The following is a 14297-nucleotide window of genomic DNA, read 5'->3' on the forward strand; positions in this document are numbered from 1 at the left end:
CCCTGACGAAAAGGGCCGCGTTTTTCCATCCTTATATATACCTAAAAAACCATCTTGAGTCCGGGTTTTAATTACCGCCTTTAACACGGTTTTGTTCTGCTTCCAGGCCGGTTTCGCGGCTACGGGCGGCTTTCACGTTACTGTTACCAAAACGGTAGTTAAAGGCAATTCTTACCTGTTGTGCATCCCATTTGCTGACCAGTGCGGTAGTTCTGCCGGCATTGTCGAAAGAGCCACGGAAATAATTGGTCCTGAACACATCGGTCACACTCAGTTTCAGCGTGCCCTTGCCTTTCAGTACTTTCTGTTGTACGCCCAGGTCCAGCCCATAGAGGGATTTCATTTTGAACAACCCTTCCTGCATCACCTGCGGAGAAAGATAAGTGAAGGTGGCTTCTGCACTGGTGTTTTTAGCCAGCGTGAAAGTCTGTTGCGTACGGCCCATAAAGCCTCCGGAAGAGAGTTTCACGTTGTTTTTATCTACTACGGTTTCGTAGCTGTTGTAGGAGAAGGATAAAGTAGTAAAGGATGTCCACCATTTGGTAACAGGTATCGGAACAGACACATTCAGGTTAAAGTTGTCGGCCTTGGCCACGTTCTGGTACCGGTAAATGATGGCGGAAGTATCGCCGGTAGCCGGATCAACCGCCGCTTCCAGAATCCTGGTCATCATATCTTTGGTATGGCTATATCCGAAAGAGGTGATCAGGAAATCTTTGAAAGTGTGCGTGAGCTCGAAGTTATTGGAATATTGTGGTCTCAGGTTCGGATTACCGGCTTCCCGGGTATAACGGTCCAGGTACCCTTCAAACGGATTAAGCTCTTCATAATCCGGGCGTTGAATACGGCGGCTGTAGGTCAGGCCCAGGCTGTTATTTTTATCCAGCTGGTAAGTCAATGCTGCACTGGGAAACAGGTTGATGTAGCTGGAATCGTTTTTGAGCACTTTTGCTTCCTGGTTTTTGGTGAACCGGGAATCGCCGCTGATATGGGTTTGTTCGCCACGGAGACCTACCTGTACATGCAGACTTTTAAACTGTTGGCTGTAATTGATATAGGCTGCATTTACATTTTCTTTGTAGATGAAGTGGTTGGAGCGGCGTTCATCCCGGATCCAGTTGCCGGTGCGGAGTGAGTCGAACTGCGCGTCGTTATCAGTGGTCACAAAACTCACTTTGGCGCCGGCTTCCAGTTTAGCGCCCCCTTTTAGCGGATGCACATAATCGATTTTGGCGGTTTTGATTTCAATGGTAGAAGGCCGGTTGTTACGGGAAGTATCACTGCCAAGGATGCCTTTGTCAGCACCATCGCGGGTGATAGCGAAGATAGAAGAGCTTTGCTTATTGGTATTCCGTGCGTAATCCAGGTCGATGTTCAGTTCTTTACCGGTAGAATCCAGGATACCGCGGTAGTTCAGGTTGTAAGCCCCGCGCTGCCATTTACTTTGATCAGGTGTAGCGGTATGCAGGATAGAATCGATGATATGACCGTTACCGATTTTAGTCACCGCATCACTGGGGCTTTTGCCGGTCCAGCTGGACAAATCAGCCATTACACCGATGGTATGGTTTTTAGAAACGAAATAATCCATTCCTACTTTACCCGCGTGGTAGTTTGATTTGTTTTCGGAGATATTGTTCTGATCAAATACCTGGTAACGGCCTTCGTTGGTCATGGTACGCAATACGCTCAGGTTCTGTTGCTGTTCCCGGTGGCTATAGTTATAAGACCCGAACAGGTTCATTTTTTCATTACGATGATTCAGATTGAGCCCGCCATTGGCGCGGCCCCTGATACCATAAGCGGCGCCGAGGTTCAGGCTCCCGTTGGTACCGTAGTTTTTATTCTTCTTAAGTTTCAGGTTGATGATACCCGCATTACCGGCAGCATCGAACTTGGCGGAAGGATTGGCGATCAGTTCTATTTGTTCCACATTGGAGCTGGGCATGCTTTTCAGCATCTCTGTCACATCCTGTGAAGACATATTGGTTGGCTTGCCGTCGATCATAATTACCACTCCGCTTTTTCCCTTCATGGAGATTTTACCATCCTTGTCTACATTGATAGTGGGCGATTTTTCCAGCACTTCCATCGCACTGCCGCCGGCGGCAGTGATGCTGTTTTCCACGTTTACCACCATTTTATCGGCTTTCTGTTCAATAAAAGGCTTGCGGGCAGTTACGTCAATCGCTTTCAGGTTTTTAGAAGCCGCTTCCATGGCAAGTACCGGTATGTTGATCGCACCTGTACCCATTTCAAAAGGTTTGCTGTAGGTTTTATTCATGCCAACGGCTGCTGCAGCGATCAGGTATTTACCCTGTTTCACCTGTTCAAATTCATATTTACCATTGATATCTGCTATGGCTCCTTTTACGAGGGAGGAATCGCCGGCTTTTAAGAGGGTAACCGTAGCAAATTCCATGGGTTGTTCGCCGGTACGAACGACTTTACCGGCTATTTTATTTCCGTTTTGTGCCTGGGTAGTTAACACAGCGCTTATCATTCCTGCTGTTAATGCAAACGCTTTGAAAATTGATCTCATAAGGGCAGATTTAGAATTTTTCTGGTTTTTTAGATTTTAGATGTTCCTGGTCCATTCATTCGGTTATACCATCTTAAAGAACCTTGGTTAATATACTACAGTGGTTTGTCAACTACAGTAGCTTATCAACTACATTGTAAAAGTAGGTATCATGCATTACATAGTACCAAATTGTTACACCAACGGTTCATATACAGGGATGAATGGTAATAAGTGACAGGAACAATAAGAAGACGACCCAAAAAGACAAATGTTTCAGCCCGGATACCGGGATATGCCGGGGGGTGAATTAGGGGTATAAGCGGTTTAAAAGGGATGAGGAACGGCAGGATTAGCAAACGCTGCCTTATGAGAAAGTCAGTTTTTTCGAGGAGCGTAATGGGGGAATGGATAAAAACCAGGCAGGTATCTTCCGAAGGAAGCAAAAGGCAAAACATCTCCCCAAAAACAAACATTAAATAAAAAAAGCGCCTATAGGCGCCTTTGCACAGTTATTTAGGTTTTCGCTGTGTTCACGTTCTTGATATATGCTTTCTCATTACGTCTTCAATTCAACCGCTCATCTATCCGGAACAACTCCTTCGGTTCCCGGCGGCGATGAATATACTGCATCACATATATAAATAACACCATCATCAACGATACCGCTACAAACAACCAGGTATCCAGGAGCCATTGGAAGAAATAACCGGCATCCAGCACTGTTCCCATACGCAGCACCCTTTCCGTCCAGGCAGCCATTTGATCGGTATGAGGGTTAAAATCCCGGTAACGCTGTCCGATAGGTATGTGTACCTGGCCAACCAGCGCGGACATCAGCGACCGTACCCGGTTTAGCTGCCCGGTTTTGGCAATAGCCGTCAGACTGAAGGCGCCGGTACGGGTGAGCATACGCACTTCATAATTAAGGATGGCGTTTGTTGAGCCTAGTTGCAACACACGTGGTAAGTGCAGGGTATTATCTGTTTCATGATAACCGGGGGGCAGCGCCCAGTACATGTAGTCCACTGTACACAGTCCTTTGCCGTCACGCCACTGGTTTTCAACCAGCAGATGCTGTTGCATTTCCTGCATCAGGTTGGTGTAGTTAAGTTCCCGGGCTTCCGGCTGACTAAGATACCCGGACTCATCCTCGGAGATTTCAACACCAAAAAGATCATCATCCTGTGCGTTGGGTAATAACACGCCCAGGAAGCCCGGATTCCGGGGATTGCCCCAGAGGCCTTCCACCAGCATACGGCCCTGGGCGGCATTCAGAAAACGGTATCCTTCCGGAATTACCAGCACAGTTCCGTTATCCAGCACTACTTTCCCTGTCTGATAAGAAAAGGAAGCACGGAGACTATCCTTCAGGTCCAGCTTTTCATACTTGCTCAAACTGTCCTCCCTTGTACCCGCGCAGGCAGCGGACAACCCGAATAAACAAGTGATTAAATAATATGTAAAAACCTTCCACATAAAACCCTTTGAGTGGTTTAATGGACGAACAAAAAATGGATACGGATGGGTTTATATAAGGATAGGATAAAATTAAGACGGATGGCTGCCATCAGTATGCACAGGTTAAGCTGGCAACCGGTCTGCCGCAGCGGATGGACCACCGCAGCAATGCTTCATTGTTCTTATAACAAGATATCAAAAACCTTTTACTTTTCCCACTGAATATTTTCCAGGACCTGGGGTAATTTTTCCTGGATCAGTTCAAAAAGCACTCTTTCCTCTTTTCGTATATGCGTTTCGAGGCTGGTGGCTATTTTGTCCATATCATCTTCCAACCGGGTACTCTCCGTTACAGCGCTGTACATACCGGAAATAATCCGGTGTTCTTCCTGTAATTCCGCGATCAGGGCGTCTATACGGGCATCATAGCCGGTACATTTTTCGAAAAGGTATTCCTCTTTTTGAATGTGCGGTACCATCACTTCCTGGAATACCTTCACCATGTATTCAAACCGGGCCTGTGTTTCCAGTGGGAACCCTTCGTAGGGCGCCGCATCCTTTTTCAGGTAGCGGCACACAAACAGGAGTCGTTTATGCTCGTGCGATAAAGGTATGAGTGTTGAATGTCTCTGCATGTAGAATTATCAGGAGGCTGCAGTAGCAGCTGCATTTTTTTTACGGCAATACCATATCCATACAAGACCGCCAATAACCATCAGGAAAGAGATAATTTCCGCCTGTGTAGGATGAAAACCGAAGATATTGTATTTGGTATTGACACGGATTTTCTCCACAAAGAAACGTTCCATACCATTGAACACCAGGTATATTCCGAAGATCACACCAGGAACGGTGATTTTCTTGCGGATAGCCCACAGCACGCCGGTCAGTATCAGGCAAGCCAGGATTTCATACAACGGTGTCGGATATACGCCTACGGGCAGTACGCGGCAGTAAGGCCCATCGCAGCCAGGCAGCTGAACACCTTCGTTCACTACGTTATGTGCGTAACCGGATGCAAAGAACCAGTCGGGCAGAAAGCTCAGTGCTGCCGGTTTGGCAAAAGCAGCATGGGGAATATGAGCGGTATCGCTGTATTGTTGCTGGAAGAAAGCAATATTCTGTTGTACAGCTTTGTTGAATTCAGCCGGAGGGACCTGTACCACATGACCGGTAGTATCTGTAATATAAGCGCTGTTGTAGATACCCCAGTCACCATCACCGGCAAACTGGCACCCCATTCTACCTACGGCATATGCCAGCATCAATGCAGGAGCAGCACTATCTATCAGGTGTTTGATGCCGATCTGTTTTTTACGGGCATAACGCAGGATCACGACCGTAGCCACAATCAGGCCGCCGTAGAAAGTGAGACCACTGAAAGAAAGCAGGGAACCGATAGGGTCCTGTACAAAGTCGTTCCAGTTTTCGAGGTTATGAAACACTTTCGCGCCCAGCAAACCGGCGATAGCAGCCATCACAATGATGTCCGGTACCCGCTGGTGAGGCCATATGCTGACGTTTTCCTTTTTGGCGGCAGTGCCTTTTTTACCTTTCGAGCCATTGTATTTCAGGAAGACAAACAAGGCCGCCAGGGCGAGACCAGCCAGGAAATTACCTTCCCCGGAAAGAATAAAGCCCTGGAAGTTTTGAGAAACTTTTTCCCAGTTAAGTATCAGGCCAATACCTTTCCAACCCAGCAGGAATCCAAGAATTCCGTTCGCAATATATTCATTGGTACCAGCGGGACCGCCTACAGTCACTGTTTCGGAAACAGGTTTTAACCACCCGAGTTTTTCACGGCGCTTCAGTTCTTTGGTTAATACATAGGCCCCTGCCAGGAAGGCAATTGCCACAAAGAAACCAAATGTCTGAAGGATTTTAAATACAGGAATCTCTATACCGAACAGATCTCTGAAAGCGTAATATAAATTAGGATACATAGCCTAAAAAAAATTGGTGATCTGAGTTTTCCTATGAACAAAGCCGAATTAGTCAACAAGGAAAATCAAACCACCAAAGTACGATGTAATTTCGAAATTCTGAATTGGAATTCCTGAATTAAAGTATTAGCAATATTGTTCAAATGCGTCAGCGAGGTTGGCAGCAATCATCTGTGCTGAACGGCCTTCGATCATATGACGCTCAATGAAGTGTACCAGCTGTCCGTCTTTAAACAGTGCGATAGAGGGGGAAGACGGAGGATAAGGCAGCAGATGGGTACGGATCTGTTGAACTGCTTCCAGGTCATAACCGGCAAAAGCAGTGGTCAGTCTGTCTGGTTTCTTTTCACTGTGGGCAACCGCCATCAATACACCCGGACGCGCAGTAGCAGCGGAGCAGCCACATACAGAATTGATTACGACCAGTGTGGTACCTTCTTTCTTCAGTGTGTCATCTACATTGCTGGTAGTCAGCAGCTCTTCAAATCCATTATCCGTCAACTCAGCCTTTCTAGGCATAACTAATTCCGCAGGATACATATTATTATAGTTTTTTTTGTTAAGATTTTCAACAAAGTTAAAGATATAGGAGCAAAAAGTAAAAAATCCCTCAACAAAAAAGACTTTTTGACACAACGCAAACAATCAAACAGACAAAATGTCGGTATCTGTAACCTTTTTACTAACAAAATAGCAGTTTTGTTGGCATGGTATCCCATTTGATCTATACAGGGCGTTGAACAACAAATTTGAATTCACACAAAAAAATTGATAGAAACTATGACACACGTAAAATTCAACCACAGCCCTCTCCCCAGATTAGTTGAAGACATTTTTAATGGCGGATGGAACAAGTATGTAAAAGACGATTTCCTGACCAGCGATTTCTTTTCTACCCATCCTCCGGTAAACATCGTAGAAACCAAAGATGCATTTCTGCTGGATGTTGTAGCACCCGGTTTTGCAAAAGAAGACTTTAAGATCAGCGCCGACGAAAAAGCGATTACCATCAGTGCGGAGAAAAGAGCAGAAACCAAAACCGAAGGCGACAAACAAGTACGCCGCGAGTTTAACTTCAAATCCTTTAAACGTTCCTTCAGCATCACTGATACAGTAGACGTGAACAGGATTCAGGCAAAATATGATAATGGTATCCTGAAAGTGACGCTTTCCAAAAAGGAAACCAAACAGGATGCTCCCAAAGACATAGTAGTGGAATAAGGGAAACATGGATGGCTTCCTCCCGGAAGTTGTCCGATACATGGGGGTTAAAAGGCTGACCAGTTTTGGTCAGCCTTTTCCATTATATGACCTGTGACTGCGATCTTAAATGTGTATAATTCACACAAACGTTGAAGCAACTGGTGCGTATTAATACAATAATTTGCTTTCTCAAGCAAGCGCTAATGGCAAAGCAATTCAGGAATGCCTGGTTATTCACCAAGAGCATTTACCTCAGCTCGGAGAAAGCAGTGATCGGCAATGTGCTGCAACGTACAGAAGACACCTACGAACAGGCAAAACTCCGGCTCATCTTTGATTATCTCTTTTTTTATATACTACTATTGTGTCCTGTCATGTTCATGGCCATGATCAGCCAGAACCAGGTAAATATGGTACTGATACCCTGCATGGCATGTATACTGTTGGGTTGCCTTTCACTGCTGAGAAAGGGCGTAGCGGCCCGGGTGGTGGGACTGGTTGCCTCCGCCAGCACTCTGCTGATACCCATGATTTCTTCTTTTTTTAATAACCAGGACCTGTCTCCCCGTTATGCTATTATATGGGTGATGAGTATTTTGCTGGCCTATATTACGGTCAACCTCCGCACGGCCCTCACCATCTGCGCCACCCTTTGCGGATACCTCTGCGTAGTGGCCTATATCAAAATCAATGGTATTACTACGTATGTCAGTTCCGGTTACTCCAGCACCTTTCTGCTGATATCCAATCCGGTAACGGTCATTCTGTATATGCTGTTCCTGATCCGCGCACTGGGACAGTATTACCGCAATATCATATCCATGGAACAACAACGTACGATGGAGAAACAAAAACAGCACCTGTCACTGATTAATCAAAACCTCACCAAACAGTTTTTACTGGTGAAGGGATTTTCCCGTTCCGGTAAATCAGCCTTTATGAATGGTGAAATGGAGCTGCTGGAGGCCTGCTTCACCGAAATAGAAAAACAATGTGGTTCCGCTATCGGTTATCTCAATGAAGCACAGGAAGACTGATACTACACGTCTGTGTGAGATATAACTTTTTTTTCTTTCGTATACCTTCGTTTTTGGGCAGAAGGGCGGGAAATGCTAATTTTTTGAAACTCCGCGTAAATGTTAACGATTTGTAAATGACCTGATGTTAAATTCACATCAAACTAACTAAAAGTTCACTTAAACAGATTATAAAAAATTACAACTATTAGGTCTTATCTAAACTAAACGGCTATACTATCTTTGTGATATCAAATTATTTCCTATTGTCCTTATGCTATTGGACATCATCTAACCTATGCCATGGATGGGGCTTTCAGTAATGAAAGTCCTTTTTTTTTGCCCTCTTTTGACAACTATAAAAAGAAGCCCCCCGAAAAATCGGGGGGCTTTCAGTAGGATTACTAACCCATTTTTTTAATAACCCAAAATCTTTAACATGCTCTGGGAAGTTTGTTCCTTGGCATACAGCCAATCTTTCAATTGTCCGTTTTTATCGTATCCCACAATAACGTGTTTGGGGGACGGGATAAGGCAGTGTTTGATACCGCCATATCCGCTCAGCTGGTCCTGGTAGGCGCCGGTATGGAAGAAGCCGATGTATAATGGCTCGCCATTAGGCTGCTGTTTCGGTAAAAACACCGCATTGATATGTTCCTCAGATGTATAAAAGTCGTATCCGTCGCAGGTAAGACCACCCAGGTGTACTTCCTGGTATTCCTGGTCCCACTTATTGATAGGCAGCATCAGGAACTTCTCCCCGATACCCCAGGTATCTGGCAGGGTGGTAATGAAAGAGCTATCGATCATATACCAGGATTCCCTGTCGTTCTGCATTTTTTCACCTACTACGCTGTAGATCACTGCACCGCTCTCTCCTACCGTAAAGGAACCGAATTCTGTATAGATGTCCGGTACCGGTACCTTGTTCTTTTTGCAGGTGCTTTTAATATTGGCTACAATTTCGTTGACGATATAATTATAGTCGTAGTCAAAGCCCAGGGAGTGTTTGATCGGAAAACCACCACCGATGTTGATACTGTCCAGTTCAGGGCAGATCTTTTTCAGCTGACAGTACAGATTGATCACCCTGTTGAACTGTGACCAGTAGAAGATATCATCCTTGATCCCTTTGTTCATGAAGAAGTGCAGCATTTTCAGCTCGAACTTCTCATTCCCTTTGATTTTGTCGACATAATATTCGAGAATGTCGCGGGGAGGCACGCCCAGACGGGAAGTATAGAAGTCGAAGCTGGGCTCTTCTTCCGCAGCCACGCGGATACCCAGTTTCACTTTATCTTTTATCCGGACATTACGTTTGTAGTCTTCCAGCTCCTCTTTATTATCCAGTACCGGGATCACATTTTTAAAGCCGCTGTTAATCAGTCTGGCAATAGCCCTGGTATAAGCTTTTGTTTTGAAACCGTTGCAGAGTACAAATGTCTCTTTGTTGATCTTCTTTTTTTCGTACAGTTTGTTTACGATATCGATATCGTAGGCAAACGACGTTTCGATGTGCACCCCATGTTTCAGGGTTTCTTCCATAATAAAGGAGAAGTGCGAACTCTTGGTACAATAGCAGTAATAATAATTACCATCATACCGGTTTTTCTTGAAGGCATCATGGAACATCTTCTTTGCCTTGTTGATCTGCATTCCGATTTTAGGAAGGTAGGTCAACTTAAAAGGCGTTCCGTACTTGTCAATCAGCGCCTTAATGTCCAAACCGTTAAACTCCAGGTAGTTGTCTTTTACGTCAAAGCCTTCCTGAGGAAATTCAAAAGTCTGTTTAACGAGGTCGGTGTAGGTGTTGTTCATTTAAATCTGCAAATGAATTAGTAATAAAATAAACTACAGGATAAATGCTCCTTTTCCTCGCTGGAAACTCCTGGTTTACACACCTACGTCAGTTCGAACCCAGCAAAATTGGTTGCAAAGCTAAATATTTTGTTGATTGCTGCATTAATTTTTTTCCGGTACTCCTATCGGGCAACAGGTCAACAACGGCGCAAATATACAAACAATTACAAATCAATTCATTAAATAATTTTATTTAATATTTATCGCGCATCATTTATTACCGCCAGGGACTGTTTTCCTTCGCAGAAAAGCAGGTCCAGGATGCTCAGGTCCGGCAGGAAACCGACACGTTCCTGGAACACCTGGGTATATTGGGCAGCATCTTCCGGTGCAGGGGTATTGGGCAGGATCAATTCCCGGGCATCAGTCACACCAAACACATCCTTTTGGTAACTTTCAGTGAAGGTAATAGTGGGATTAAGGCCGAGTTTGCTATTCACCCATTCGAAGCAGGCCATGTTCCAATCCAATAAAAAATTGAACGGTTGTTCAAACAAGCCCTGCAGTTCTTCTTCATAATATTCAAACCAGGGAGAGCGGCGGTAAGCAGACACCAGCGTTTTCCAGTGGAGCGACTGCCATTTCTCCTCATTACTGATCCGGACATCCTTCATTACCGTCCGCTGATTTTTACCCCGGGTTAATGGTACACTTAAAATCATACGGCCATTTGGACCAGCAAGGTAACAACGGTTCCGGTAACTGAGCTTTTGGTAGTGCTCATATTTCTCAATCTGTAATATATCGTGTTTAATTAAAGTTTTGTAGAAGCTAACCGGCGGAAAATACTGTGATTCAATTAATAATACTCCACTTTTTGCATTCTCTGTCATAATGTCAAAATTTTACACCGCCATTGCGGAAATGAATAGTTACAGCTGCTGATCTACTTATAGCAATCTACTTAATAATTAATTTCAAGTAGCTGGATAACAATTCATAGAAAAGTTATTCATATGCTAACGAAATTAGTATTTCACCGTTTAAAGTTAAATGGCAGACAAATGCAAAAATACTAAAGAAATTAGTTGCTTGCGAGATGATTTTAAGCAAGCTCAGGAAGGTTTTGAAAGATAATAAAGAATTCTAAAGAATATATTTTTTTATATTTATTTTTCGATTTATGTAAATAGATCCCTACCCGGCTCCACCATAAGTCCCCGTTAAATGTTTCCCAATTCAATCCCTGATTTTTGATAAATAAAACCTTTCCCGTAGGTTTGAAGATTAAAACGTCACCGATTATAATGAAAACAATCCGCCTGATTCTGATCATAATAGCCACCTGGGGACTGGCAAGCTCATGCGAAAAAATGAAGGATCTTCAGTTCGTGAGAGTAGCAAGTCTTCAAATGGATGAGATGGGTATGTCTAAAAGTATTGTACGGCTCACCCTGGCATATTACAACCCGAACAATTACCGCCTGCAATTAAAAGATGCCAACTTCAACGTATTTTTTGATGATACCGAAGTCGGCCGTTCCATTCAGGACACCATGATCAATATCCCCGCAAAGGATACTTTTTATTTCCCGGTGAAACTGGAAGTCAATATGGCCAATGTGCTGAAAAATGCCTTCACCGCTTTTTCCAGCAAGGAAGTAACTATTAAAGCTACCGGCAATTGTAAAGTAGGCAAAGGCGGCGTTTACCTGCCCTTCCCGATTAAATGCGAAACCAAACAGGCGCTGAATTTCTTTTGATAAACGGACATCTCCCGGAATGATATTTTTAGCCCAGGACTTTAGTTCCTGGGCTTTTTCATGGATTTACACCCTTCCCGGATGTTTTTGGGGCTTGACACAAACTCCCGGAGCCTGATATTTTCAGATAATCAATCCGATAATCTTCAGGATATGCTGCGCATCTTCCAGGCTCCGAACGGGCGACAGGCCAACCATCCCCCTCAACCTGTTAATATCCGGCAACAGTTCTCCGCTTAGTTGCCCCCAGGCTTTCACCGCTTTATAAGCCATCGCCGTTTTGAGGGCCGCCGCCTTGATACGCAGCGTATGCGGGCTGTACCGTCCAGGATGCAGATGTATGTACCGCAGCGGATCATCAGATAGTCGCAGTATCCAGCGGGAGGTATCTGACAGGATGATTTCCAGGTAGCCGTCCTGTTCTGCTACCTTGGCGGCAAATGCCACCGCCGTATGTATATCCCGGGCAAGCAGCTGCGTTTCGATCTCGGTAAAAATCGTTTCCGGCGTTAAGGTGCCGGTGTACATATCCATCTGGGAGGTGCCGATTTTCAGCAACGCTGCCGGCAAATCAGCAGGGTGCACCGATTCCAGCATCTGCTGCAATACGCCTAAATGGTGCTTAAACGGGTTAAAGAGAATCGGGGAAATAGGTGAAAAATTGAAGAATTGAGCAATTTCGGGGAAAAATGGAGCATTTGCCGTCCTTTCACGAAAACACCGGAAGTGCAAAGCTGCCCTTCCGGTGTTTAATTATAAGATCAACGACTTAGTGTTTTTTCTTTTCCATGCCGCCACCGTCTTCCGGTTTTTTGCAGCATTTAGGCAGTTTCGCGTAGCTTTCCGGATTGGCAGTTACATTATCTGCATCATAACCGGCATTGGCAATCCCGGTTTTGACATTCTCGATATTCGTACGGTCGTCCCAGTATTTAACGGTAGTGACGTGTTTTTTATAGTCCACTTTCACGGACTCCACGCCTTCTTCCTGTGACATATATCTTTCAATACGGTTTTTGCAGGACTCGCACTGCACAGTAGGCGTACTGATTTTGGCAGTCAGCAGGGCCTTTTTTTTCTGCTGGGCCATGGCCACGCTTACACTGGCCAGCAGGAACAGCATTACTAATTTTACGATGCGCATAGTATAGATTTTGACACCCGAATATACAAAAAAAGTAATATAGCCGCTTATTTACCCCACTGGTCAGGCGCTGTTCTCCAGGCTTGCAATGTGCTGATCTCATCGGCAGAAACAATTCCTTTTTCTTCTGCCAGGGCGATCATCGCGTTATAGTTGCTCAGCGACTTAAAGGGTACTCCAGCCGTTTCAAAAGCTTTCACGGCTACATCAAAACCATAGTTGAAGATAGACACCATGCCAATCACTTCACCACCGGCAGCACGGATAGCTTGTACCGCTTCCAGGCTGCTTTTACCGGTAGAGATCAGGTCTTCTACCACCACTACCTGCTGACCAGGCTGTAATACCCCTTCAATCTGATTACCCATACCATGTTCCTTCGGCTTGGAACGAACATAGATAAACGGCAGTTTCAGCTGATCGGCCACCAGAGCGCCATGAGGGATACCTGCCGTTGCTACGCCGGCAATCACCGCAGCATCCGGGAAGGTCTCAAATACCGTATTGCATAATTCGGATTTGATGTAATCACGCACATACGGAAAAGATAACAGTTTCCGGTTATCGCAATAGATCGGGGATTTCCAGCCGGAAGCCCATGTGAAAGGCTGGGCAGGACTTAACTTTACGGCCTGTACCTGCAGTAGTTTCTCTGCAACTTGTTTTTCGCTTACTGTACTCATACTGCGTCAAAGTTAAAGCATTTGATTATTTAGTTATTTAGATATTTGAACATTTTCGGATTCCTGTGTTTTTATTAATTCTTCAAATATCTAAATATCAAAATTTGCAAATAGCTACCTTTGCAACATGCAAGCAAACATGACGATCTACCTGAATGAGCGCCCCCTCATTATCAGCGCAAGTGAACAAAACATACCGGCAGGCATCAACGGAGCAAAGGTTTACCAGAATCCGGATACAGAGAAAATAGAGAAAGTGCTGCAGAAAATGGAAGAAGGGAAAAAGGAAGCTGCGGTGTTTCTGACCGAAGATGTAAAACAGCTGTTTAAAAAGGTGTCCCTTCACTTCACCGTACTGGTGGCCGCCGGCGGCCTGATCACCAATCCGGCCGGCGAAGTGCTGATGATGTTCCGCAGGGGAAAATGGGACTTGCCCAAAGGCAAACAGGACCCCGGTGAAGACCTGGAAACTTGCGCTATCCGCGAAGTAGCGGAAGAAACCGGTCTGCATACCATCGACCTTACCCATAAAATCACGGAAACGTTTCACTACTACCCCATGAAAACCAAAAAGGTCTTGAAACATACCTATTGGTACCGGATGCAGTTTACCGGCACTGAACTGACCGTGCCGCAGATTGAAGAAGATATCCAGGATATAGAATGGATAAAACCGGAAAATGTGGAGAAGTACCTGAAATACTCTTACGAAAACATCCGGGAAGTTTTCAAAGCAGAAAAACTCATATAACAATTACGAATT

General features: G+C 44.9%; 14 protein-coding genes. 4 read left to right on the forward strand and 10 right to left on the reverse strand.

What is annotated here, in order from left to right; genetic code table 11:
- Positions 1-67: 67 nt before the first annotated feature.
- The 5 genes from ICL07_RS15995 to ICL07_RS16015 all read right to left on the reverse strand — a co-directional run bounded on the left by ICL07_RS15995 (position 68) and on the right by ICL07_RS16015 (position 6465).
- Entirely contained in the window at positions 68-2542 is a 2475-nt protein-coding gene (locus tag ICL07_RS15995) for a TonB-dependent receptor (RefSeq protein WP_188089032.1), read from the reverse strand.
- A 546-nt stretch (positions 2543-3088) separates the two neighbouring features.
- Entirely contained in the window at positions 3089-3919 is an 831-nt protein-coding gene (locus ICL07_RS16000) for a DUF2167 domain-containing protein (RefSeq protein WP_188089033.1), read from the reverse strand.
- 269 nt (positions 3920-4188) lie between these two features.
- Complete coding sequence (locus ICL07_RS16005) at positions 4189-4617, reverse strand: hemerythrin domain-containing protein (RefSeq protein ID WP_188089034.1); 429 nt, start codon at positions 4615-4617, stop codon at positions 4189-4191.
- 9 nt (positions 4618-4626) lie between these two features.
- A complete protein-coding gene (locus ICL07_RS16010; RefSeq protein WP_188089035.1) occupies positions 4627-5925 on the reverse strand; it encodes a prolipoprotein diacylglyceryl transferase in 1299 nt (432 codons plus the stop codon).
- Between the two features lie 126 nt (positions 5926-6051).
- The gene (locus ICL07_RS16015; RefSeq protein WP_188089036.1) at positions 6052-6465 is read right to left on the reverse strand and encodes a BrxA/BrxB family bacilliredoxin; all 414 of its coding nucleotides are present in this window, start codon (positions 6463-6465) and stop codon (positions 6052-6054) included.
- Positions 6466-6705: 240 nt separating this feature from the next.
- Between ICL07_RS16015 and ICL07_RS16020 the strand changes: the two genes are divergently transcribed.
- Together ICL07_RS16020 and ICL07_RS16025 are read left to right on the forward strand one after the other, a co-directional pair.
- The gene (locus ICL07_RS16020; protein WP_188089037.1) at positions 6706-7146 is read left to right on the forward strand and encodes an Hsp20/alpha crystallin family protein; all 441 of its coding nucleotides are present in this window, start codon (positions 6706-6708) and stop codon (positions 7144-7146) included.
- 185 nt (positions 7147-7331) lie between these two features.
- On the forward strand, positions 7332-8165 hold the full coding sequence (locus ICL07_RS16025; protein ID WP_188089038.1) for a hypothetical protein: 834 nt from the start codon (positions 7332-7334) through the stop codon (positions 8163-8165).
- Positions 8166-8561: 396 nt separating this feature from the next.
- Here the strand turns inward: ICL07_RS16025 and ICL07_RS16030 are convergent, their stop codons facing one another.
- Both ICL07_RS16030 and ICL07_RS16035 read right to left on the reverse strand, forming a co-directional pair.
- Positions 8562-9962 (reverse strand): type III PLP-dependent enzyme domain-containing protein, encoded by a 1401-nt coding sequence (locus ICL07_RS16030; RefSeq protein ID WP_188089039.1) that lies wholly within the window; start codon positions 9960-9962, stop codon positions 8562-8564.
- Positions 9963-10204: 242 nt separating this feature from the next.
- Positions 10205-10837: a WbqC family protein gene (locus tag ICL07_RS16035; RefSeq protein ID WP_188089040.1), complete on the reverse strand. Its 633-nt coding sequence runs from the start codon at positions 10835-10837 to the stop codon at positions 10205-10207.
- Positions 10838-11251: 414 nt separating this feature from the next.
- On the opposite strand from ICL07_RS16035, the gene ICL07_RS16040 reads away from it, so the two are divergent.
- Complete coding sequence (locus ICL07_RS16040) at positions 11252-11707, forward strand: LEA/WHy family protein (protein WP_188089041.1); 456 nt, start codon at positions 11252-11254, stop codon at positions 11705-11707.
- 123 nt (positions 11708-11830) lie between these two features.
- Here ICL07_RS16040 and ICL07_RS16045 read toward each other — a convergent pair whose 3' ends face one another.
- The 3 genes from ICL07_RS16045 to pyrE all read right to left on the reverse strand — a co-directional run bounded on the left by ICL07_RS16045 (position 11831) and on the right by pyrE (position 13534).
- A complete protein-coding gene (locus tag ICL07_RS16045; RefSeq protein WP_188089042.1) occupies positions 11831-12313 on the reverse strand; it encodes a hypothetical protein in 483 nt (160 codons plus the stop codon).
- A 163-nt stretch (positions 12314-12476) separates the two neighbouring features.
- On the reverse strand, positions 12477-12851 hold the full coding sequence (locus tag ICL07_RS16050; RefSeq protein WP_078667885.1) for a heavy-metal-associated domain-containing protein: 375 nt from the start codon (positions 12849-12851) through the stop codon (positions 12477-12479).
- A 47-nt stretch (positions 12852-12898) separates the two neighbouring features.
- Positions 12899-13534 (reverse strand): orotate phosphoribosyltransferase, encoded by a 636-nt coding sequence (gene pyrE, locus ICL07_RS16055; RefSeq protein ID WP_188089043.1) that lies wholly within the window; start codon positions 13532-13534, stop codon positions 12899-12901.
- 127 nt (positions 13535-13661) lie between these two features.
- Here pyrE and ICL07_RS16060 point away from each other — a divergent pair, with 127 nt between their 5' ends.
- The gene (locus ICL07_RS16060; RefSeq protein WP_188089044.1) at positions 13662-14285 is read left to right on the forward strand and encodes an NUDIX hydrolase; all 624 of its coding nucleotides are present in this window, start codon (positions 13662-13664) and stop codon (positions 14283-14285) included.
- Positions 14286-14297 lie beyond the last annotated feature (12 nt).

Source organism: Chitinophaga qingshengii (assembly GCF_014529935.1).
Taxonomy (GTDB): Bacteria; Bacteroidota; Bacteroidia; order Chitinophagales; family Chitinophagaceae; genus Chitinophaga; species Chitinophaga qingshengii.